The organism is Geobacillus sp. TFV-3, assembly GCF_009901865.1.
Lineage (GTDB): Bacteria > Bacillota > Bacilli > Bacillales > Anoxybacillaceae > Geobacillus > Geobacillus thermoleovorans_A.
This window is the reverse complement of sequence record NZ_MPSP01000001.1, coordinates 604,706-627,022: the sequence shown is the minus strand read 5'-3', so window position 1 is coordinate 627,022 and position 22,317 is coordinate 604,706. Positions and strand designations below refer to the sequence as shown.

Below are 22,317 nucleotides of genomic sequence, written 5' to 3'. Positions count from 1 at the left end.
TTCTACAGAGTGAAGACAATCGGTGTTAGGGAACAAACAATGGACAAGGGGCGGGCTGTGCAGCGCAACAAAGAAAAAACATCCCTTTCGGACACGGATCGCGGGGATCATCCAAGGGAAATCCCCCCTCTCAAAGCAACAACCTGACAGCGTTTGAACTATGTTTATAATATCCATAGGATTCATTAATAACATCCGGGAAGGCTAAGCGTCTTCCCGGATTTGCCTAATTGAAATTCTCCACTTATCCTCCTCATCCCCCTTTGCTGCGCTGCTCCAGCCATGAAGTCGAAAAAACGTTTGGCGCGGTTTCCCTCCTCCTTCCCGACGAATAAACCAAATGATTCCGGTCATGCTAAAAACGAACGATGAAGTGGAAGGAGACGAACGATCGTGAACTTGCAATCAGGAATCTTCTACTGGCCCACGACTTTTCCCGATCCGCCGAGCTACCCGGTCTTAGAGGAAGACATCGACTGCGACGTGCTGATTATCGGCGCTGGTACTTCGGGCGCCCAATGCGCCTACTTCCTCAGCGACACCGATCTTGACGTCGTGGTCGTCGAGAAGCGAAAAGCGGGACATGGAAGCACAGCGGTCAATACAGCCCTGATCCAATACTTGGGGGAAAAAATGTTTTTCGAGCTGATCAACAGCTTTGGCGAAACGTACGCGGCGCGGCATGTAAAACTTTGTGAGCAGGCCATCCGCGATCTGGCCGATGCCGCTCGAAAGCTGCCGCTCGATTGCGAATTTGTCCCCCGCGACAGTTTGTATTATGCCAGCTCTCCTGAAGATGTAAGCAAATTGGAAAAAGAATACGCCTCTTTAAAGAGACACGGCTTTGCTATCGAATGGTGGTCGGAAGAACAAATCGCCCGCCATTATCCGTTCCGCAAACCAGCGGCACTGCTGACGAAAGGAGACGGCGAAGTCAATCCATACAAACTGACGATCGGCCTGTTGGAATATGCCAAACGCCGAGGAGTTGCCATTTACGAACAAACCGAAATCAATGGAAAAAAACTCGAAAAAGACCAAGCTATTTTTTATACGAAAACCGGCGCGGTCATTCGCGCCAAAGCAGTCATCGTGGCGGCTGGTTACGAAACATTGAACTTCAAAAAAGATCCGAACGCCATGCTGAGCAGCACTTATGCCGTGGTTACCAACCAAGTTGAGGATTTCTCGAGCTGGCACAACCGAACACTCATTTGGGAAACCGCCCGCCCCTACATCTACATGCGCACGACCGCCGACAACCGCATTATCATCGGTGGATTGGATGAAGATACAACGTATGCCGATGAGCGCGATGCGAAGCTCATTCATAAGCGCGACCAGTTGATCGCGGAGTTTCAGCAACGCTTCCCCACGATCCCGGTCCGAGCCGAATTTTACTTAGGCGCCTACTACGCCGGCACACACGACGGTCTGCCGATCATCGGGGTATACGCCGAATATCCAAACTGCTATTTCGTCTACGCCTATGGAGACAACGGCGCCGTTTACAGCATGGCGCTCGCCAAATGCCTGCGCGACTGGATCGCGGCAAACCAAAGCGGTGACGCCCAGCTCTACTTGCCGGACCGTCCGCTTGTCTCAGCGTTGTCTTCGTAACGGTGTTTCCCCGAACCCCTCCCCCATCAAAGGGGGAAGGGGCGCTTTCTCTTGCGTTCGCGTTCTCTTGTGTTCTATTTTTGTCTGAATAACTCGATGGCAATCCTCTCATCTTTATCCATCCTTGATCCGAACATCAAATTCCGTTCGCCCATGGGCGTCTTTCACTCGAAGCGTCCAAGTGTCCGCTTGTTTGTCATACTGAACCGCTCGAATCACAGGAATCGTGTGCCGGAGACGAATCGCCTCCTTTTTCAGCGCTTGGCGGATCACGTCCTCCTCCAATAAGCTGGCTCCATCACGCGGGGCGCTCGGCACAACCAACACTTTTCCAGACTTTCCTTGTCCTGGATACGACTCAGCAATTCCTCCATCAATCCAGACCCGAACTTTCTGACCGATCTTCACTCGCGCTGGTGCATTCGAAACCAAGATAGCATTGTAAAACTCTTCAATCCCGTCTGTGGAACGAAAATCTTGCGGATCCGAACTGACAACCAAGATGCTTCCTCCTTCTTTTCTCACGACATACCCTTCAATAGCATAGCGGTCAGTTTGCCCGTTACAGCCTGACAACCAAACACTCCACACGGCGGCAATGAAAACAAGCCGTTTTTTCAACCCAATCTCCTCCTTTGTTATCATTAGTCGGATTTACGGAAACATCGTTTCACCCTTTTATGAAAAGCTCCATTTCGGCAAATCGATCATGGGTTCTTACATCCTCCATCAAACCTAGGATATAATTCACCGCCATTATGATTCCAAGTGCGGTAGCAAGGCGGCCGACACCATCAATGAAATGGGCGACAGCTGATGCGTTCCCGCCTGTGATGGCCATATGTATGTTCGAATTTTTACTTCTCCCTTTTGAATATGTCTCCCCGACGTTTGTTGCGCACAATCGTCCTAAAAATTCAACACCAAACCCTCTTTTCGCATCTTAATACTGTAGATGAACATTTTTCATTACAATCATTTCCATGGTTTAAGAGACAAACAGGGTACCCCTTATGCGATACGGAGCTGTTTTTTGATCACATTAATAGGAATATCTTGCTTCGCCGCGTTGTAAATGAACTCAACTAGGCTGTGGCCTTTCCGCGATCGAAGAAGCTCCAGTCCGGCGGAGAGGTCTTGTTGAGATTCGGCTATGCTGTACACGCCTAACCAAGGAGTCCGGTTCATTGTAAATTAGCACATTATTTCAGAATCCCTTTTTCAAATTATTTCAGGCGGATTCGGAAATAATGTGCAAAATTTTTGCGGATTGTTCCGGATTTTGCACATTCTTTCGGAACGTTTGCACGCTCTTTCAGATGAAGATTTCCAGCGCGCCTGATGGACCGATGGAAAAGAGAAAGCACAAAAGAGGCCGATTCGGCCCCTTTCGTGCTAATACCCCATTTCCTCTGCGGCCATGCGCACCACTTCTTCGTCAATGGCGTCCTTTTTCAGCTGATACCCGTATAACAGGCACGTCGTGGCCAACGTGTTGATCACCCGAGGCCATCCCCGCGACTGCAGGGCAATCGCCTCTAACGCCGATGGAGTGAAGATCGGATGCTTCGCCCCGGCCTGTTTCATCCGATGCTCGATGTAGCCCGCCACCTCTTCCTTCTCCAGCGGCCCCATCCGGTATCGCATGATGATCCGCTGATCGAGAGGGCGGTGCTGATTGAGCCGCAGCTTCCCCTGTAAATGGGGCAGCCCGGCCAAAATCAAGACAAATGGGTTGGTCGAATCCATCTCAAAGTTGAACAAGATGGCGATGTCCTGTAAAAATGCATCCTTTGCTAAATGCATCTCGTCCAAAATGAACACCGGCGTGATCCGTCGTTCATGATACAATCGCTCGATCGCCTGCTGGATTTGGCGGAAGAGGTCTACCTTGCGGTACTTCGGTTCCTCTCCTAATCCCAAGGCCAGTCCACGGTAAAAATCCATCACGCCTCCGGTGGATAACGGAAAGTAGACGACATGATACAATGATGGATTCAATGACTCTTTCAGCGCCCGAAGGGCGAACGTCTTGCCCGCCCCCGGCTCTCCGATCAACAGCCCGATCCCCCGGGTTCGTTTCACGTACTCCAGCGCCCGCAACGCTTCCTGAAATGGCGCCCCTTGATACGCCTTGGACGGGTCTGTTTCTTTCGCAAACGGCTCCCGCGAAAGGGAGTAAAACGATTTATACACCGTGTTCTCCCTCCTTCGCCGGAATCGCCGCAAACGGGGACCGATGGCGTTTTACATAGGCGTTGTCCTCCAAACGAACTCGAACGGCCTCCGCCACCTTCCTTCCATCTTCGTACACATAGACGCCCCGTTCATCATAGCGGAGTTCAATCGATTGCCCAATGAACTGGGGCGGCACTTCATACAGCTGCTTGTTCAAGGTGATCGTTCCATCGGCTTTGACCTTGCGGTGCTCCCGTTTCAGAAAAATCGCATCCAGCCAATCGCCATCTTCGATGAACGACACGAGATGCACTTGCGATTGAAACACCTCATGCGGCGTTTTTCCGTCCAGTGAGGCGTGCGGTTTTCGATGATACTCCTCTTCAAGCCACCTCCAAAAGCGCTCGTTCAGCTCTTCGAGCGACTTCGGGGGATCCAACTCCAGCAGCGGATAAAACCGCGTCTGTACGGTGCGGAAGAACCGTTCGATTTTCCCTTTGCTTTGCGGATCATACGGCTGGGTGTGGATGAGCGTAATCCCCATCTCGGCGCACGCATACTGCAGCACCTCGGATCGATAAATTTTCCCGTTGTCCGAGTAAATGCGCTTCGGCTTCCCGCAACGAAGCACCGCTTCCTTCGTGACGATCCGCAGCCCGTCAAACTTCTCCGAAGGGAAAAACTGCGCGTACGGCACCAACCGCGAGCAGTCATCGATATAGGCGATCAAAAACGTTTTCTGGGCTTTCCCATTGACTCGAATCGTTGGTCCATGGGATAAGTCCCCTTGCCAAAGCTCATTGATCTGGTCATACGCAAAGCGTTTTCGCTCCGGCATGGGCAAAATTTCTTTCCCGACAAGGTTGTGTTTTTTCAATAATCGGTATATAGTAAAGTAAGAGGTATGGTTTTCTGGGATTTCCCCCTGCTCGATTAGGTGTTCGTAGAACACCGTCACGGGCATGGTGGGATGTTCTTTTCTTAGGGCTAAAATATGATCCTCATCATCGGGCGACAGACGCCTTGAGTGGCCGCGGTCCGAACGGCGCTTCGGCTTTAAGGCGTCAAAGCCCCCTTTTTTGTATCGGGTGCACCAATCGAGGATCGTCTTGGCTGCGATTCGCTTGTCGCCCTGGTGGGGAACATGGTGCACTCGCTCGCTCACCTCTTTCAGATACGTCTTCGGTTCCACCTGCCCATTCACCAACGGAGCGATTAGCCCGTACCGAAACAGGGCAATGTCGTGTCTCATCGACTCATCCATTCGAATCTCCTCCTGGTCTCACTTGGAATCAGGACCGTTCCGGTCCTCCTGCCCTTATCGTACCGAATTGCTTTTTCTCCGTCGATAGGAAAGGTTTGTGGGAACCTCAATCATTTCCAATTTAGGATATATATGTAAAATCAGGATCCCATTTAATTTGCAAAAGGGTGTCGGAATCCGTCCTCCCACATCTCTCTGATGACCGAATAGAGACCGTGTTCCTCCAACGTCCGGATCCACCAAGAAGCCCGTTCCTTTTCTTTTTTCACGATAGGGCCTATGATCCTCCACCGCCTCGCAAAAAAGCTATGAAGGTTTGATAGGTTTCGGTAGAACCGTCGGACATAAAAGATGATGCCGTCCTTTGTCGGGAGGAACGGAGCCTGGTTCGTCCCCTCGGTCAATCCCAACTGTTCTTTCACAACTTGCCATACGGCGGACAACGTATACTGAAAATACGGGAGGAGAAAGGAAGGCAGCACACTCACCGTCTTCAAGCATTCCCGACAGCGATACCGGACAATCCAAATGCGATCATCACCATGTGGGGTCAATGCGTTTCGCTCATAGTAACCGTGGCGGTGCAACGGGCGCTTGGCCCGGCAATGCGGACACTGTGTCAGAAGAGGGAAGTCGTTTTCTTTTCCACGCTCTGCATACGTTTGGACGTCAATGCCAAAGTCATGAAATTGAATCACGTCCTCCTCCCCTCCTCTGAACCGATGGATTTTCTCTTCCGAAATAATTCACAAAAAATTTAGCACATTCTTTCAGAAAAGGGGAGAGGGCTTTCTGAAAGAATGTGCAAAAAAATGGCTCTTTTGTTCCGAAATAAAGTGATAATTTACAGGTTCATGTCTCCTTTTTTGTTTGATTGTCAATTTATGTTAGCAAATTTGCTCATCTACAGTTAATATATAAGTTGAACGGTGGGTGATTATGTTTTTTCTTTATACAAAGACGCTACGCTAATTAGTATTACTCCTGCAAACAAAAATGAAACGTATGCGACAAGCGACGCAGTTCCTTGGTTTTTCACCCCAATGCCAACAAACGCCCAAACGAATACAAATGGATACGCCCAATCTCGTTGCCGGAGCATGAAAAGAAGGGCTAAAGCTGTTGCAACGAGTAACATCGTAATCGCCCAGAACGCATCAGACAATCCGAATCTGTCCCAACCGTTGTATTTTAAAACAAAGGAAATGTTTGCAATCGTTGCAACACTGACCCAGCCTAAATAAACAGAAAATGGAAAAAACTCAAAAAAACTTGGATTCGTACGTTTGACCACTTTATATAACCATATCAGCGTAAAAAGAAGAGAAAGCATCAAAACAACAGAAAAGAGAAAATATTCATAATGCCACACAACAATCCACAACGCATTAAATATACAGCTAACAACAAAAGGAACGAACGCTTGGCGATACATAGGTAAGTCTCGTCGAGAAGATGGAAATTGTCTTAAAATCCAAATCGCTAATAGGAGGTAGATAAACCCCCAAATTGAAAACACATACCCTGCTGGGGTAAATAAGACGTTTACTTTCCGCGATATTTCCCCTGTCGTCTGACCATTCAAAGGAAGCCACTCCGCTACTGCATTGACAAGTACCATCATGACATACGCTCCTGCATAAACAACGAACCGATTCATGTTACCCCTCCACTTCTTTTTATATTTACATCCAGCTGACTGCCTTCCACGTTATACCATATCAGCTCGTATTGAGATGAAAGCAGAAACGAAAAATCGGAAATTCTTTATTGCAACTTATATATATGTTTATTGCAAAATAAAAATACAGAGATCTGCAGAGAATTTGGCTTAGGCCAACTTGACATGGAGTGGGGGGCGTGATAGCCTTTTTAGGCATAGCCAGCCCTTGATATTGCTGGATTCCTGGCTTTTTAATCACGCCCCCAGAGGCTCCATGTCAAGTTGTAATTCTCTGCACTTTTCCTTGCAAAACTCTGTATTTTTTCTTTGCAGAAAACACCATGTGTGATCTGTAAGGCTTCTAACGAGGCCGATTCATAGGCGCCGTAAACGGTCTTGTCCGTCGTATCGGCGTGAAAGGCTCGGAGAGGAAGGCCTTCTTTCCGGTAAATCTGAATCAAGCAAGCGCTGATGACGTTGTGAATGCCAGCCTCGTACAGACGGTCGAGGTGACGGGCCAACGCATCGTCATTCAACCAGGAAGGATGGAGCCCGGAACGGATGAGTTTCTCCAGATCGATCTCCTGAGCCCATCGTTCTAGGTGAACAAGGGCTTGCCGGCCGTCAAACATATTGTAGAGGATGGCCTGAACGGCATCGCTGGTTCGAGTCTGGCACTGTGGATCAACGGGAACGAGATGGTCAATCAATGGGGGAAGGTTCTCTCATTTTCTATTCTTTTCACTTTCCATTTCACCTCACCGAGCACGATTGTACGCACACGATTTTCTTTTCTCGAATCGTATTCGGTAAATAAAAAAACAAGGGATTTCACTTATGTGAACCCCCTTGTTCCCTAAAGCCTTTCTCCTATTTTCGATGCCGATGGTGGGAGTCGAACCCACACGGGGGGCTACCCCACACGATTTTGAGTCGATTATGAACCCGTGCATTCCTCTCAATTATTGAAAAAACTTGTGTATCAAGGGTTCTTTTCATTTTCTCACTCTTTGGTCAATTATTACCGAAAACGATCCGAGTTATCGTGCTGACTACTGATATTATATAAATGATCTCATTTTAGGTCAACAATTTTTCTTGCTTTTTTCTGCATTATTGAGAATTCATAAATTATTCTGTACTAAATAAAATTGAACATGTGGTAAGCAAGCAAAAACTCTCGGAAAATTTTTTAGACTCAAGTGCTTTTTTGTTCTTCAACCATCACTTTTCCAAAAGAAGAAGCCGAACATGAGATCAGATAAAACCCTGATCACGCTCGGCTTCTTGTACATTTTTTATTTTTCCTGGACACTTTTTATTTTCCCAGGGCGGGATTTATTTTACGGTGATATAGAAAAGGACAATACTTTGAGAACAGAAAGAACATTGCATACATAAATCTGCAATCAAATAATTTTACAGTTTACTTCTTTTAATATCCTCTTTTGTGTATAGTTATACACTTTAAAATTTTGTGGTGAAAAATGATTAAAAATTACTGTTATTAGAGAAAACCTAATATCTTCAGGCAAATATGAAGACAAAGCTTGAACTGCTTTATAGTCTGTAGGACTAGGCAAAAGGTTACTGGACAAGTGAGTATGCCAATCACCAAGATAATAGAGACTGTTATTCGAAACTTTGTTTAAATAATTACAATAATCAGTTGTATATTGCTCATCAATTTTAATCCAGTTATTTTGCATAATTGCTTTTGGACCTGGGTCTGAAGCGTGAGTTATAGTCAAACTGTCACCTTTCTGAAATCCTACCAACGCTCCCCCAATTTCGGTATTTTGATTATGTCTTCTTATTATATATTCAATAGTTTGTAGACAATAGGAAGTTATATATACTTTGTTTATCATACAAGCACACATCACTTTATTTATTATTTACACACAACACAATCTGAGAATGGAGGGTTAGGTAGAAACTTAATCTCATATGACCGATTTCCTTGAAGGTCACGCTCACTCCAAAGGACATACTCTTGCCCTTCTTTACTCATATTGAGCATAATATCTATTGCAGACTGAACAATCAGTCCCCCAGCAATATTAATACTTGATATTCCACCAACAAAAGTTGGCTGATCGCAACCAGGAGCAAACTGATATACATTTTTAGGGGCACTTGGAGGAGTTGTATTATTATACCTTCTATTCCAGCATATCCAGCAACCTGATTGTGACGGGATATACTTGACTACTTCGCAACTCCAAGCCCCATTGGTTACAGATGCAACTATAAAGGGTACTTTATAACGTGTTGCAATTCTATTCAAATAATGAGAAACATTATGATTTCCTGTTGTATCTATAATCAAGTCTGACTCAAGTAGAGTTTGAAAAGTTCTTTCTTTATTTTCTACACTTACAGGAAAAGGAATAACTTTTGTACGTGGACTCAATTGCAATATTCTGTTTTTAACACCAATTACTTTTGGAAATCCAAACCAAAACTGACTTACTTGATGTCTAACTGCATTTCCAGGTTCGTAATCATCATAATCAATTAAATTAATCGTTCCTATTCCCTCTTGAGCAAGCGATGTTGCGACAATTGAGCCAAGTGAACCAGCCCCAACAATCGAAACAGTCTTATCTTTTAATTGTTTCCCATAGGGAGTGCGTATTTCTATGTCGTCTTCGGTTACTAAATAACATTTGACCCAAGATGGACTGTTTTGTATATTTCTCAAAACAATCCATGACATTCGATAATTACCACGCATGCCCCACTCATCAGGAAAGGTTAATATTATAAATTGATTTACCGATTTTGATTTCTTCGGATTTCTAATATACCCTTCATGTCTTAACCACTCTAATGCAATACTAGGATTAAAATGTGGAGGCTGTGGCAATTTATAAATTACTGCATTGTATACAGAACTTTTTTCAAACCATTTATAATACTCTTCATGAGCTTGAACCCATTCGTTATCCCTTTCAATCGCTATAAGTATTCCTTGTTGAGATTTAACATCATATCTAATCTTGGCATATTGAACAGATTTCAAATCTGAAAACGAATAGTCACCAAATGGATAAGGAATTAATAAACCATGTTTGCCGTATTCATTGTAAGGAAATTGATTAATTAATGGTTCTGGAACAGTATCATCTGCGTAATCATGATTAAAATTTAATGGAGAATATTTAACTATCAATTCTTCAGCTTCGTAAATGACCTCCCGTGCAGTATAACCTGCATTCCAACGTTCATGAGAAAAACCAAACATACATAGCGATTTTGAATCTTTTCTTTGGTGTCTAACAAGAGTCAGCTCTTCGGGAACAAAACTAAACACAGCTGGTGGAAACGATGGATATCCATCAGAGTAAACAATTGTTAGTGGATATTCCTTCATTCGAGCAGATCTGCCGTGAAACACCACAATTTTTTCGTTTTGTAATCGCTCTACATCTAATGTAAAGCCATATTGTTCTAAGATTCTTTTTTCCCTTTCAAAGAGTGAAGGAAATTGTTCAAACCAACTTTCAACCATGTCTACGCTCTGGCTGTCTTCCATAATCAGCCGTTTCTCTTTTTATAATAATATTGGATGAGTTTCCGTCAGAATCACCAGAAAAATCATTAAAAACTTTTTTCCAAGCTGAAAGGTGACTTTCCCGACCTTCTTCAGCATCTTTTATATAACCCAAACCGATTTCTGCCTTCATCTTAAATAAAGTCTTATCAATTGGTTGTATCGCATCAGCTACATTGTTATTTGAGTTAGCTGGGTCAACAAGTCTTACCTGTTCAACATTTTCTCTAATGTATTCCAAAACTTCTTTAAATCTATCACTCAAACTGGTTTTATCAGAATTTTTAAGTGCTTGTATCACAAGTAGTTCCAACGCAAAAGATTTAAATTTTAAATCGTGTTTAATCTTCCATATTTTTGCGAGACGGATAATTTCTCTACATCCACTTTCAGATATATACTTTTTGTGAGTCTCAATATTTGTTTTAATTCTTCCACCATCATCAGTTTTGTATAAAAAAACATCATTGTTACTTTCATCTTCCTCGTCTATTCTTCTACCAGGGACTACATCCACGTTAAGATCAACTAATCCTATAGAAACTTTTTGTTTTCTTACAGCATAATTTTTTTGAAGGTAATCAAACACCGAATTATACATTTCTTCCAAAGTTTCAAAAGCTGTCTTCTTAAAGTGGATCGCAAGATCAATATCTTTACTTTCTGTTATAGCTGTATGCTTAGCAATAGACCCAGAATATTTTATTGTAATAATCTTACTGCCAAATTCATTATTTAGCTTTTCTCTTACCTCGTCACTTGTTGCTTGAATTTCTTCTCTTTCTTCATCTGACAACTTGTGATCTTCCAACAATTTCTCCAAATATTCATTTACAGTCATTGGTATCAACTCCTTATTCTTTTTAATCCATTGCTTAAAGAAAAAATATGACTGATTAAAGTTGCAGGCATGTTCGCTGTAATTGTCCATGTATAAATAGATAACAACTGATCAGCTAGTCTTCCTTTTACATAAATAATGAACGGAATTTCAAAATCGTTTAGATGAAGGAATTTTGATATTTCTTCTACTTGCTCCAATTCCTCTTTATTTTCAACATTGTCAACACAATAAACTAATATATCTGGATTAGATGCACTTATAGCTTGGCAAACATTTTGCCTTTCGTAAGGATAAAGCACAACATTTTCAATACTCTCTTTGATTTTTTTAATCTCCAATTTCTTCATTTTTTCCAACTTACTATTTTTCCCTACAAACATTAACTTACTGTTTTTTAATGCTATCTGACTTAAAATAATTCTATTTAACTCATCAATTTTATTTTCCATTGGTGTGATAGCTTCATCAACTTTCTTTTCTAAATATTCATTCGCTGTGGATACAACCTCTTTCCTTGTTTGACCAAATGTCCAATATAAAACTAAAGAAACAATGCTCGCCAATAATCCTAATCCAATCAAAAAGATGTTTACCAGTTGAATAAAACTTTGGCGATCGTTGTTTGCAATTTCTTTATAGGTTCCAAATTCACTTTTAATAAACTCTATCATTTGTTTGTATTGTTCAATATTTACATTTGTATCATTTGTATTTTTTGTATCATTTGTATTTAATAGATATTTTTGTTCAATGTTTTTTATGGTATCATTTAATCTACTATTTTTGATTTTTAAATCGATATAAAAATACAGTACTAACACTAACAGCATTGATAGTAGAATGATAATGAAAATAGCCGACTTATCTTTTGATTTCATATAGATAATCTTCCCCTTTGGAAAATGTTTCTTATTTATACTCATTATATCATATGACTTGATAGGACGTAAGTACTAACACGATTCACCAAGTCTTTTTTACCTGCGAATATATGATCATCCAACTTTTCCGAAAAGGTATCTTTTCACCAATCATTAAGATCTTGCCAATTTAACGAAGGCAGGAAATCTGTACCTCGATTTATGGATCGACAATAAAAAGAGGTGGCGAATTCTTATCTCGCTTACCCCATATCGCACCGTACAAACTGATTCAGTTCTAAAACGAAGAAATATCCACCTTTTTGAAGCTCCTCCTTTATATCTTCAGCATCTACAAATATATCTGCGCCAGTTCCTCAAGCAAACTGAAATGACTATTTCTCAATTGATCATTCAAATACTTTACTCGTTTCTCTATCGGATATCGATAGAATTGATGCCCATACATATGTTATCCCTCCTTCTGCTAAGAAAAGTTTTGAAAGTAAGAACTGAGATGTGTTAAACAAACGTTCGTCTTTAATTAACGGGTTCTGTTTTAGGGTGCAAAATTAAATATGACATGCAAAATGACGTGCGAACTGACATCAGTTTTGGTACGTCATTTTTTATTATTATAAAAGGATTTGTCTGAATTTTTATTTCAAATGACACTGTTTTTGGCAGGAGGATGTTTACCCAATGAAAAATATCAAAATCATTTATGAAGAGAAGGTGAGCTTTTCCAATTGATATGTCCATTTCGTTGTCATTTTGAATGTCGTTTTAAAGAAGCCGTTGTACTATGTATATATTACACCCGCACAAAGTCTCGGAATTAATAAGCGACAATACACTATGAATGACATTATTTATTTTAGGTAAATTGTCCTTGAATATTAGGGCGATTTTTTAAAGGGAATTTAGTATTTAATGTTAAATATATATTAAATAACTCTGTTGATATTTGGTACTAATAAATGTTGTTGTATCGTAATAACAAGAATGTTTGTTTGGAGGTGTGGAAATGACATTAAATATACGTTTAGAATTGTTCGTGAAAGATTTGCAAAGGTCTGTTGATTTTTACAAGAACGTAATTCAATTAGAGTTATCTTCTCAAAATGAGAATAGTGCTATGTTTAAAGCGGAAAATCTTAACTTACTTTTAACCCAAGAAGATGTTATTTCGAATAACCATTATTTTAGCGAAATTAAAACTTCTCGGAAAGGGATGGGAGTTGAAATAATATTAGTAGTTCCAGATGTTCAAAGTTATTATCAACGTATATGTGAAATGCAAATTGAATTAGAATCAGAACTAAAACAACAAGAGTGGGGAATGACGGATTTTCGCTTAACTGACCCAGATGGTTATTATTTAAGAATCACTTCACCTAAAAAGTGATAATTTGAATGCTTTAATTAAACCAATCAGGGACACCTGTTGTTTTAAACACGGAAGATAAGTTCAACCCTTGTTAATTATGTAACTTCAACTAACGGTTAGGGATATTTCAATAATTCTAAGCCCTAAGCTGCATAGATTGTTTAACTATTAGTCGTATTTAATTGATAGTTATAATTGACAAGTCAAAAAGCAGGGAAATTACCCTGCTTTTTTGATGTAATTTTGATGTCAGTTAATTGGTCAAAATTGATGTCAATTTCAACTGTTCTTCTATTTTTGCACCTCAAATCGGAACTCGTTAGTCTTTAATGCCCTTTTCTTTTTTTCGCTCCAATAAAAAGAAATCGAGAAATGTACCAATCGATACTTTCCTCGATTCCCTTCAATCCTATTCCCTTGTTTTATTTCCCAATCATCGTCACACTTTTTTTGATACACTCTTTTTCGCAAAAAGAGGTTGTTTCAAATCCTTTACTTTTTTATACAGAAACTATGAACCTACCATCAGTTGAACAATCAAGCATCTATCCAATAACTACTTTTAGATATAACATCTTTTATCTTGTTTCTTATTCTTTTGATCTACCACTATTTGTCAAAATATAAAGAAGAAGATAACAATGGACAGTAATAAAACTGTCTATTTGATGTTTTTTCATTATGATTTGTAAATATTATGTTTATTGAAGAATCCTTATCCGCCAACTCATACAAACTACTAAGTTCACATTTATTTAAATTACTTTTTGTCACACCTCCTCTCAATGTACATCCATTCAATAAGACCATAGTAAATTCATAATCTTCCACAATAAAAATCTTAGGAGTATCCACAACCCATAACGCCCAGTAGTCTCCCTTCAATCCCTCCTTTGTAACTAATTCCTGTATAGGACTTAAAGGAACAATTAAAAATGGTGAAAACATTTCAACCGCCAATTCTCTTACAATTTTATTATCTGCAAGAAATTCAAAAATAAATGAAATGCGATCCTTCCATCCATTCTCAGGATCAGGATTGTATTTAACAATTGAACATTTGTAACTTATCTTCATCATTATTCTCTCCCTTCTATTGTCAAAAAAATAAGTGTCATCAACTATAGGCAACTCATACCTTTTTTTTATTAAGGTAGAATTTCCTATAGAAGATGACACTTTATTGAAAAATTTTATTAAAGATTTATAACTATATTCTCAATTATATAAAAGTATACCTAATTTGACAATAAATAAATACTAATATAATCTGCAAACATAATTCTTAGCTATGTATAGAGTGCTTCTTATATTGCAACAAAAGAATGCAGAACTGTTTTACTTCAATGGCAAAATAAGAAACCAAAAACTCTATACATAACTTATTATTATTCTAATGTTGTTTTGTTTTATTCATATGTTTCTTTATTCATTGTCTTTCAATGGTGATTGGATAAATTCAATAAACTCTTTGCCAAACTCGGTAGTTCTTGATGCATACATACCATCTGAACTCATCGTTATATGTAACGATTCTATGTTTATTAATCCATTTAAATATAAATCCCTGATAATCTTATCGTAAAAATTCCTATTATTTTTAAGCTCAGGAAAAGCTGTTTCGAGAATATGGGCAGGACTACCTATCAAGATGTTAGGGAACTCTTTCTTATTGTCTACTAACCACTTTCGAGGATTATTTAAAAACACTAAAATTTTCAGATGCCAAACCGTTAATGTATCAACAAACTGTAAAAACATCATTACCTTGTTATCCTCAATTGAAGTATTTATTGCTGTATTTAAAACCACATTCCTTAATGCTCTTAACTTTTCTTCTTGATGATTTCTTAATGCAATTTGTGTAGCTTGCAAAACTGCAGTAATAAATAGATCATTTTTAGACAGATTATCAACTAATATTTTCTGTTTTTGTTCTAATTCATTCACTTTTTCTGCTAAACTATTTAACCATTCATTCTTTCTCTTTTCTAAAGGAGGAGTAATTACCATGGAATAGAACTCACTCGCAAATGAACCTATCATTGGAATAGAAGATATGCCTGCCTTAACAGCAGTATGAATAATATCTCCTATCGATGGTTTTATTTCTTCTATGTTTTTCATTGATTTCCCTCCCCAAAGAAAAAATAAAATCTTTCGAAATCAATAATTTATAAATTTATATAACCCGCTCTTTCTCTGAGTCTGATATATTCTCCAATATTTACATATTTACCTTTACTACTTTGGAGATCACTAATTAAAGTAGCATTTTGTTCGAAAGCCAATAGTTTATACTTTGCAACAAACTCCTTCAAGTTTAAGAGTAAAAACAGATTTTTACTCAGGTCGTGTATAACTACTTCATTATAATCGTAGACATATCCTTTAACTTTAATCGGAGATGATTTTAAGTTCCCTGCAATAGCTTTTAATAACACATCTATTGATTTTTCATCGACTATTTTACAATGTTTGAGCACATTTTTAACAGATAATGGTGTTAACACTTCTTCGTTAAACATAATCCAACCAAAGTGTAATACTAAATCCTCATGTTTCATCTGCATAAAACACTGCTCTAATGGAATAATTTTGATTATATATGATTCTTCGATTGGTAAAATTCCCTCAATAAATACTCCAATGTTATTCAAATAAGCGTTCATCTTTGTTTTGACCGTTTCCATAAATCCCTTTTCTGCTATACGATGTGCTGCTCGATAAGAAACTTTCCCTTCTTCTCTTACCCACTCAAGCGCCTTAGAAGCTTTAGAATTATTTTGTCTTTTTAACCAATTCACCATATTTCTTGTAACAATGAACTCATTATCCCTTTCTTTTTTTACATAATCTTCAAATTCCTTAATTTCATCTTCACCCTGTTGAATTAACTTATAAATTTGATATATCGTACTCTCGCTTCCCTTTCCACTTAAGAAATCATCATATATCTTTTGAAGTTTCTCCCCTAACTGCTCGTAGTTTTTGGACAAGGGAGTAGGAATTAGAATTTCAAATTTGTCCAATCTATCCTTCCAATTTTCTACGATGTTTTTTACACCTGGTATCTTATCATTCAATATACTTAGTCTTCGAATCTTTCTGGCTTCTTTTCTTCGATAAATAATGTCAGTTTCATTAAATGCATACTCTTTCACGCACTCACTACCAACATTTATAGTTTTTCCCGACTTTCTGTTATCGATAAAATGAAGATATCGATTGGGTTTATTACATAAGCTACAATTCCCCCATCGACTTCTGTCTTCCCCTAAATCAATAGGAGGACGAGAACTTTCTTTCCATTCACTCGTTGCTTCCTTTAACAAAACAGGGACCATATATTTAATAAAATTTTGTTGCTCTGATGTTAGGGCATTAATTAAACTGTCTGTAATCTTTTCATTCTCAATCAGCAGTTTTAAAAACCAATCATAATCTTTTGTTATTTCACTGAAAATCAGTACATTTCTATCTTTACTTTTTAAGAGAAGCTTATCTCCCATAGTACGATTTTCACCTCTAAAAAACAGAAAATTATTTAAATTAATTATAACATTTTTCAATAATAAACCAAAATTAGTATACTTTTAAAATATTAAGAGGAAAGAAATAAGATTATCGATGAAGTCTAAAAAATGTTACCACTATAACCAAAAAGAAGATGTAAATTAAAAGAACGAGCAATCTTTGCCACCTGCTCGTTCTTTTCATAATTTCATATCATTTGCCCCATAACAAAAACCATAGTCTAACCCTAACATTTTAGTGAAAAGTACTCCCTAAATGTGAGGTAATTTAAGATATTTTTAGACTTTTTAGTTTTTGTAATCTTTCTAATTGTTTGTTTTTCCCATCAACAATATATTTTAGACTGCTCTTTACCTCCTCAATTATATTTTTAATAATTTCATCTATATCAAACATGCTAATATCTTGATTTTCTGCAATCGTTCTTTTATATTCGTTGGAATAATCGGCATAATAAGTCCATCTTGCTTTATAAATAAATACCTTCCAACTTCCATCCTCCATTAGAAACAACTCCTTATCTACCCGTTCCCCCCCGTATTGCCTCGATGATAAGATAGATTAATTTCTCCTACTAAAACCCCTTTAAGAGGTTTGCCATTTTCATCGTAAAAATACTCTATACTATCGCTGTGCCATTCTCTACTATTGTTATATTCAATTTTCTCTTTGAAAATTTTCTCGAAAATGATTGCCTCTTTTGCAATCTCCACGACTTTTTGTAGTCTTTTGTTATCCAACAACGATACTTCTTTTTCAATCTGTTCAAGTTCTTTCTTTTGCTTTTTAATTTCCTCCACAATTATTGAAAGCTTATCTAACATCTTATCTTCTCTCCCTTCATGTTTTTTTGTTCTGACATAGTATAGATTTCTGTGCCTGGGTTTATAACTGTCTATATGTTCAACGCTGCTTGATTTTAGTGGAGATTCCTTACTCCACGAAACAGCGGAGCAAGAAATCTCTTCTAACCCCCCATAGCTTAAACACCATTAGCATCTTTCACCCGAAGCCTCTTGATCATCGAGTACAACATTTTCTGCATTTCTTCTACCTCCCTATCCACTTTTTGAAACTGCGCTTCGTCGATATATCCTAACTGCAAAATTAAGTCTAAAATTGCTCTTAATTCTGCAGTACTTCCCAACGCAATATTCAAATGATTGATTTCCTTTGCTGGATATAGTTGCGAATTCCCTTCTGCAATATTCAAACAAATACTTGTTGCTGCACGTCTTGCTTGGGATCCTAACTCACACATTTCAAACTTTGGAAAGGTCTGTGTCAAAAAGTAAATCTCTTGCGTAAGAGCTTTCGCTCGTTGATATACATTCAAATTTCGAAAGTTTTTAATCATTTATTATCCCCCAATTCATGTTTGATTGCTTTTATCCATTTATCTTTCTTGGAAATAGTCGTATTGGTGTAAAAAGTGAGATACACAAGCTTAAAATGAGGAAAGTAGTTACGAGGAGGGGTAACGATGAATTCATAAAGATGTCGATTCGAGGGATTTTGAGGTTGCCCAAAATGGTCTTTGTTAAAATACGTAGGTTTCAGGAACACTGTGCAGTCATTACAGTGACTCGTTTCGTCAAGCAAAGAGTGTAGTGATAAAGGATGAAGTAATCTCCTTTTAAATCTTTAAAAGACTTTTCGGTTTGAGCTTGTTCTAGCTATGTGAGCTAATAGAAGGAGTTATGTTATATCGATAACATATATGGAAAGGGTCTGGTCCTTTGCTTTTGGGACCAGCCTTTCCAAAACCAACTTAATGTTTTTCTTATTTTTATTTCTCATCTAAATCTTCTTCCTCTATCCCAAAAATCTTCATTGTCCGTTCTGGTCCATTCGAAACTCTTCCAGAGTTTCTATCTTCAAGCCATTCACGTTCCCATTCGTCTGCCATTTTAATTACTGTAAAGCATTCAAACTCTGTTAATTGGTTTAATTTATTTAGCAATACATCTTTATCCACTTGATATTTCTGATGGCTATTGTATTTTTCTATTCCTCTTTTTACTTGGTTCATTAACAATTCTTTATAACTACTCACTCTCATCATTGGCACAAGCGCATACTCGCCAGCACATTCGACAATCATCGCTGCTTCATTTATTGTAAAATACTTTGCTAACTGGGTTTTGGTATTTTGGTATAAAGTGTTAAGCATGATAATCATGTTTTTTGCTTTGTCTTCTAACATCGCCTCATCAACAAAATTTGCAGGAAATTCTTTCAGATGTTTCCATACAGGTTCATCACTAAATACGTGAACAGTTAGGGATTGTACACTTGATTTTACTTTCATTTTATCTCCTCCTTATATTGAAAATTTGGTTATTTCGTTCTACGATTTTATTGTATATAGACAACAACCCTTTTTGGGTTGTGTAAATTATCACTTTATTTCGGAACAAAAGAGCCATTTTTTTGCACATTCTTTCAGAAAGCCCTCTCCCCTTTTCTGAAAGAATGTGCTAAATTTTTTGTGAATTATTTCGGAAGAGAAAATCCATCGGTTCAGAGGAGGGGAGGAGGACGTGATTCAATTTCATGACTTTGGCATTGACGTCCAAACGTATGCAGAGCGTGGAAAAGAAAACGACTTCCCTCTTCTGACACAGTGTCCGCATTGCCGGGCCAAGCGCCCGTTGCACCGCCACGGTTACTATGAGCGAAACGCATTGACCCCACATGGTGATGATCGCATTTGGATTGTCCGGTATCGCTGTCGGGAATGCTTGAAGACGGTGAGTGTGCTGCCTTCCTTTCTCCTCCCGTATTTTCAGTATACGTTGTCCGCCGTATGGCAAGTTGTGAAAGAACAGTTGGGATTGACCGAGGGGACGAACCAGGCTCCGTTCCTCCCGACAAAGGACGGCATCATCTTTTATGTCCGACGGTTCTACCGAAACCTATCAAACCTTCATAGCTTTTTTGCGAGGCGGTGGAGGATCATAGGCCCTATCGTGAAAAAAGAAAAGGAACGGGCTTCTTGGTGGATCCGGACGTTGGAGGAACACGGTCTCTATTCGGTCATCAGAGAGATGTGGGAGGACGGATTCCGACACCCTTTTGCAAATTAAATGGGATCCTGATTTTACATATATATCCTAAATTGGAAATGATTGAGGTTCCCACAAACCTTTCCTATCGACGGAGAAAAAGCAATTCGGTACGATAAGGGCAGGAGGACCGGAACGGTCCTGATTCCAAGTGAGACCAGGAGGAGATTCGAATGGATGAGTCGATGAGACACGACATTGCCCTGTTTCGGTACGGGCTAATCGCTCCGTTGGTGAATGGGCAGGTGGAACCGAAGACGTATCTGAAAGAGGTGAGCGAGCGAGTGCACCATGTTCCCCACCAGGGCGACAAGCGAATCGCAGCCAAGACGATCCTCGATTGGTGCACCCGATACAAAAAAGGGGGCTTTGACGCCTTAAAGCCGAAGCGCCGTTCGGACCGCGGCCACTCAAGGCGTCTGTCGCCCGATGATGAGGATCATATTTTAGCCCTAAGAAAAGAACATCCCACCATGCCCGTGACGGTGTTCTACGAACACCTAATCGAGCAGGGGGAAATCCCAGAAAACCATACCTCTTACTTTACTATATACCGATTATTGAAAAAACACAACCTTGTCGGGAAAGAAATTTTGCCCATGCCGGAGCGAAAACGCTTTGCGTATGACCAGATCAATGAGCTTTGGCAAGGGGACTTATCCCATGGACCAACGATTCGAGTCAATGGGAAAGCCCAGAAAACGTTTTTGATCGCCTATATCGATGACTGCTCGCGGTTGGTGCCGTACGCGCAGTTTTTCCCTTCGGAGAAGTTTGACGGGCTGCGGATCGTCACGAAGGAAGCGGTGCTTCGTTGCGGGAAGCCGAAGCGCATTTACTCGGACAACGGGAAAATTTATCGATCCGAGGTGCTGCAGTATGCGTGCGCCGAGATGGGGATTACGCTCATCCACACCCAGCCGTATGATCCGCAAAGCAAAGGGAAAATCGAACGGTTCTTCCGCACCGTACAGACGCGGTTTTATCCGCTGCTGGAGTTGGATCCCCCGAAGTCGCTCGAAGAGCTGAACGAGCGCTTTTGGAGGTGGCTTGAAGAGGAGTATCATCGAAAACCGCACGCCTCACTGGACGGAAAAACGCCGCATGAGGTGTTTCAATCGCAAGTGCATCTCGTGTCGTTCATCGAAGATGGCGATTGGCTGGATGCGATTTTTCTGAAACGGGAGCACCGCAAGGTCAAAGCCGATGGAACGATCACCTTGAACAAGCAGCTGTATGAAGTGCCGCCCCAGTTCATTGGGCAATCGATTGAACTCCGCTATGATGAACGGGGCGTCTATGTGTACGAAGATGGAAGGAAGGTGGCGGAGGCCGTTCGAGTTCGTTTGGAGGACAACGCCTATGTAAAACGCCATCGGTCCCCGTTTGCGGCGATTCCGGCGAAGGAGGGAGAACACGGTGTATAAATCGTTTTACTCCCTTTCGCGGGAGCCGTTTGCGAAAGAAACAGACCCGTCCAAGGCGTATCAAGGGGCGCCATTTCAGGAAGCGTTGCGGGCGCTGGAGTACGTGAAACGAACCCGGGGGATCGGGCTGTTGATCGGAGAGCCGGGGGCGGGCAAGACGTTCGCCCTTCGGGCGCTGAAAGAGTCATTGAATCCATCATTGTATCATGTCGTCTACTTTCCGTTATCCACCGGAGGCGTGATGGATTTTTACCGTGGACTGGCCTTGGGATTAGGAGAGGAACCGAAGTACCGCAAGGTAGACCTCTTCCGCCAAATCCAGCAGGCGATCGAGCGATTGTATCATGAACGACGGATCACGCCGGTGTTCATTTTGGACGAGATGCATTTAGCAAAGGATGCATTTTTACAGGACATCGCCATCTTGTTCAACTTTGAGATGGATTCGACCAACCCATTTGTCTTGATTTTGGCCGGGCTGCCCCATTTACAGGGGAAGCTGCGGCTCAATCAGCACCGCCCTCTCGATCAGCGGATCATCATGCGATACCGGATGGGGCCGCTGGAGAAGGAAGAGGTGGCGGGCTACATCGAGCATCGGATGAAACAGGCCGGGGCGAAGCATCCGATCTTCACTCCATCGGCGTTAGAGGCGATTGCCCTGCAGTCGCGGGGATGGCCTCGGGTGATCAACACGTTGGCCACGACGTGCCTGTTATACGGGTATCAGCTGAAAAAGGACGCCATTGACGAAGAAGTGGTGCGCATGGCCGCAGAGGAAATGGGGTATTAGCACGAAAGGGGCCGAATCGGCCTCTTTTGTGCTTTCTCTTTTCCATCGGTCCATCAGGCGCGCTGGAAATCTTCATCTGAAAGAGCGTGCAAACGTTCCGAAAGAATGTGCAAA

Annotated in this window: 21 protein-coding genes and 2 pseudogenes; 5 read left to right on the top strand and 18 right to left on the bottom strand. The window is 40.5% G+C overall.

The genetic code is table 11. From position 1 onward, the window contains the following. Window positions 1-393: 393 nt before the first annotated feature. Window positions 394-1,620 carry an NAD(P)/FAD-dependent oxidoreductase gene (locus BJQ97_RS03200; RefSeq protein ID WP_160155476.1) on the top strand — a complete coding sequence of 409 codons (1,227 nt, stop codon included), beginning with the start codon at window positions 394-396 and terminating at the stop codon, window positions 1,618-1,620. A gap of 114 nt (window positions 1,621-1,734) precedes the next feature. On the opposite strand, the gene BJQ97_RS03195 is transcribed toward BJQ97_RS03200, so the two are convergent. The 11 genes and pseudogenes from BJQ97_RS03195 to BJQ97_RS03145 form a co-directional block, all read right to left on the bottom strand. Next, a complete protein-coding gene (locus tag BJQ97_RS03195; protein WP_236567119.1) occupies window positions 1,735-2,241 on the bottom strand; it encodes a YobA family protein in 507 nt (168 codons plus the stop codon). Between the two features lie 390 nt (window positions 2,242-2,631). Then, window positions 2,632-2,784: pseudogene (locus BJQ97_RS03190) on the bottom strand (IS701 family transposase); the annotation flags it as partial. Between the two features lie 231 nt (window positions 2,785-3,015). Then, window positions 3,016-3,816, bottom strand: coding sequence for an ExeA family protein (locus BJQ97_RS03185; RefSeq protein ID WP_160155462.1), 801 nt, complete (start codon window positions 3,814-3,816; stop codon window positions 3,016-3,018). Then, window positions 3,809-5,062 (bottom strand): IS481 family transposase, encoded by a 1,254-nt coding sequence (locus tag BJQ97_RS03180; RefSeq protein WP_160155463.1) that lies wholly within the window; start codon window positions 5,060-5,062, stop codon window positions 3,809-3,811. Before BJQ97_RS03180 ends, BJQ97_RS03185 begins: the two co-directional genes overlap by 8 nt. Before the next feature lie 152 nt (window positions 5,063-5,214). Beyond that, window positions 5,215-5,760, bottom strand: coding sequence for a DUF6431 domain-containing protein (locus tag BJQ97_RS17595; protein WP_079935676.1), 546 nt, complete (start codon window positions 5,758-5,760; stop codon window positions 5,215-5,217). A 239-nt stretch (window positions 5,761-5,999) separates the two neighbouring features. Beyond that, on the bottom strand, window positions 6,000-6,722 hold the full coding sequence (locus tag BJQ97_RS03170) for a TspO/MBR family protein (protein WP_160155475.1): 723 nt from the start codon (window positions 6,720-6,722) through the stop codon (window positions 6,000-6,002). Window positions 6,723-7,063: 341 nt separating this feature from the next. Next, a pseudogene (locus BJQ97_RS03165) lies at window positions 7,064-7,444 on the bottom strand (DUF4277 domain-containing protein); the annotation flags it as partial. Window positions 7,445-8,134: 690 nt separating this feature from the next. Then, window positions 8,135-8,596 (bottom strand): MPN domain-containing protein, encoded by a 462-nt coding sequence (locus BJQ97_RS03160; RefSeq protein ID WP_160155474.1) that lies wholly within the window; start codon window positions 8,594-8,596, stop codon window positions 8,135-8,137. 23 nt (window positions 8,597-8,619) lie between these two features. Beyond that, on the bottom strand, window positions 8,620-10,266 hold the full coding sequence (locus BJQ97_RS03155; protein ID WP_160155473.1) for a HesA/MoeB/ThiF family protein: 1,647 nt from the start codon (window positions 10,264-10,266) through the stop codon (window positions 8,620-8,622). Beyond that, complete coding sequence (locus tag BJQ97_RS03150) at window positions 10,235-11,125, bottom strand: SMODS domain-containing nucleotidyltransferase (protein ID WP_160155472.1); 891 nt, start codon at window positions 11,123-11,125, stop codon at window positions 10,235-10,237. Before BJQ97_RS03150 ends, BJQ97_RS03155 begins: the two co-directional genes overlap by 32 nt. Before the next feature lie 5 nt (window positions 11,126-11,130). Next, entirely contained in the window at window positions 11,131-12,006 is an 876-nt protein-coding gene (locus tag BJQ97_RS03145) for a hypothetical protein (protein WP_160155471.1), read from the bottom strand. Between the two features lie 1,009 nt (window positions 12,007-13,015). On the opposite strand from BJQ97_RS03145, the gene BJQ97_RS03140 reads away from it, so the two are divergent. Further along, a complete protein-coding gene (locus BJQ97_RS03140) occupies window positions 13,016-13,396 on the top strand; it encodes a VOC family protein (protein ID WP_160157524.1) in 381 nt (126 codons plus the stop codon). Between the two features lie 591 nt (window positions 13,397-13,987). Here the strand turns inward: BJQ97_RS03140 and BJQ97_RS03135 are convergent. From BJQ97_RS03135 to BJQ97_RS03105, 7 genes are all read right to left on the bottom strand, one after another. Next, window positions 13,988-14,458, bottom strand: coding sequence for a hypothetical protein (locus BJQ97_RS03135; protein WP_236567118.1), 471 nt, complete (start codon window positions 14,456-14,458; stop codon window positions 13,988-13,990). A 345-nt stretch (window positions 14,459-14,803) separates the two neighbouring features. Beyond that, complete coding sequence (locus tag BJQ97_RS03130) at window positions 14,804-15,505, bottom strand: hypothetical protein (protein ID WP_160155469.1); 702 nt, start codon at window positions 15,503-15,505, stop codon at window positions 14,804-14,806. A 47-nt stretch (window positions 15,506-15,552) separates the two neighbouring features. Continuing rightward, window positions 15,553-16,890 (bottom strand): hypothetical protein, encoded by a 1,338-nt coding sequence (locus BJQ97_RS03125; protein ID WP_160155468.1) that lies wholly within the window; start codon window positions 16,888-16,890, stop codon window positions 15,553-15,555. 292 nt (window positions 16,891-17,182) lie between these two features. Continuing rightward, window positions 17,183-17,419 carry a hypothetical protein gene (locus tag BJQ97_RS03120; RefSeq protein ID WP_160155467.1) on the bottom strand — a complete coding sequence of 79 codons (237 nt, stop codon included), beginning with the start codon at window positions 17,417-17,419 and terminating at the stop codon, window positions 17,183-17,185. A gap of 17 nt (window positions 17,420-17,436) precedes the next feature. Continuing rightward, on the bottom strand, window positions 17,437-17,739 hold the full coding sequence (locus BJQ97_RS03115) for a hypothetical protein (RefSeq protein WP_160155466.1): 303 nt from the start codon (window positions 17,737-17,739) through the stop codon (window positions 17,437-17,439). Window positions 17,740-17,897: 158 nt separating this feature from the next. After that, window positions 17,898-18,272, bottom strand: coding sequence for a four helix bundle protein (locus BJQ97_RS03110; RefSeq protein WP_160155465.1), 375 nt, complete (start codon window positions 18,270-18,272; stop codon window positions 17,898-17,900). Window positions 18,273-18,704: 432 nt separating this feature from the next. Further along, window positions 18,705-19,226 carry a hypothetical protein gene (locus BJQ97_RS03105; protein WP_160155464.1) on the bottom strand — a complete coding sequence of 174 codons (522 nt, stop codon included), beginning with the start codon at window positions 19,224-19,226 and terminating at the stop codon, window positions 18,705-18,707. A gap of 232 nt (window positions 19,227-19,458) precedes the next feature. Here BJQ97_RS03105 and BJQ97_RS17590 point away from each other — a divergent pair, with 232 nt between their 5' ends. From BJQ97_RS17590 to BJQ97_RS03090, 3 genes are all read left to right on the top strand, one after another. Beyond that, window positions 19,459-20,004, top strand: a complete 546-nt coding sequence (locus BJQ97_RS17590; protein WP_079935676.1) for a DUF6431 domain-containing protein — start codon at window positions 19,459-19,461, stop codon at window positions 20,002-20,004. Between the two features lie 152 nt (window positions 20,005-20,156). Beyond that, window positions 20,157-21,410 carry an IS481 family transposase gene (locus BJQ97_RS03095; protein ID WP_160155463.1) on the top strand — a complete coding sequence of 418 codons (1,254 nt, stop codon included), beginning with the start codon at window positions 20,157-20,159 and terminating at the stop codon, window positions 21,408-21,410. Beyond that, window positions 21,403-22,203, top strand: a complete 801-nt coding sequence (locus BJQ97_RS03090) for an ExeA family protein (protein ID WP_160155462.1) — start codon at window positions 21,403-21,405, stop codon at window positions 22,201-22,203. The genes BJQ97_RS03095 and BJQ97_RS03090 overlap by 8 nt, the downstream gene beginning before the upstream one ends. The last annotated feature ends 114 nt before the right edge of the window (window positions 22,204-22,317 follow it).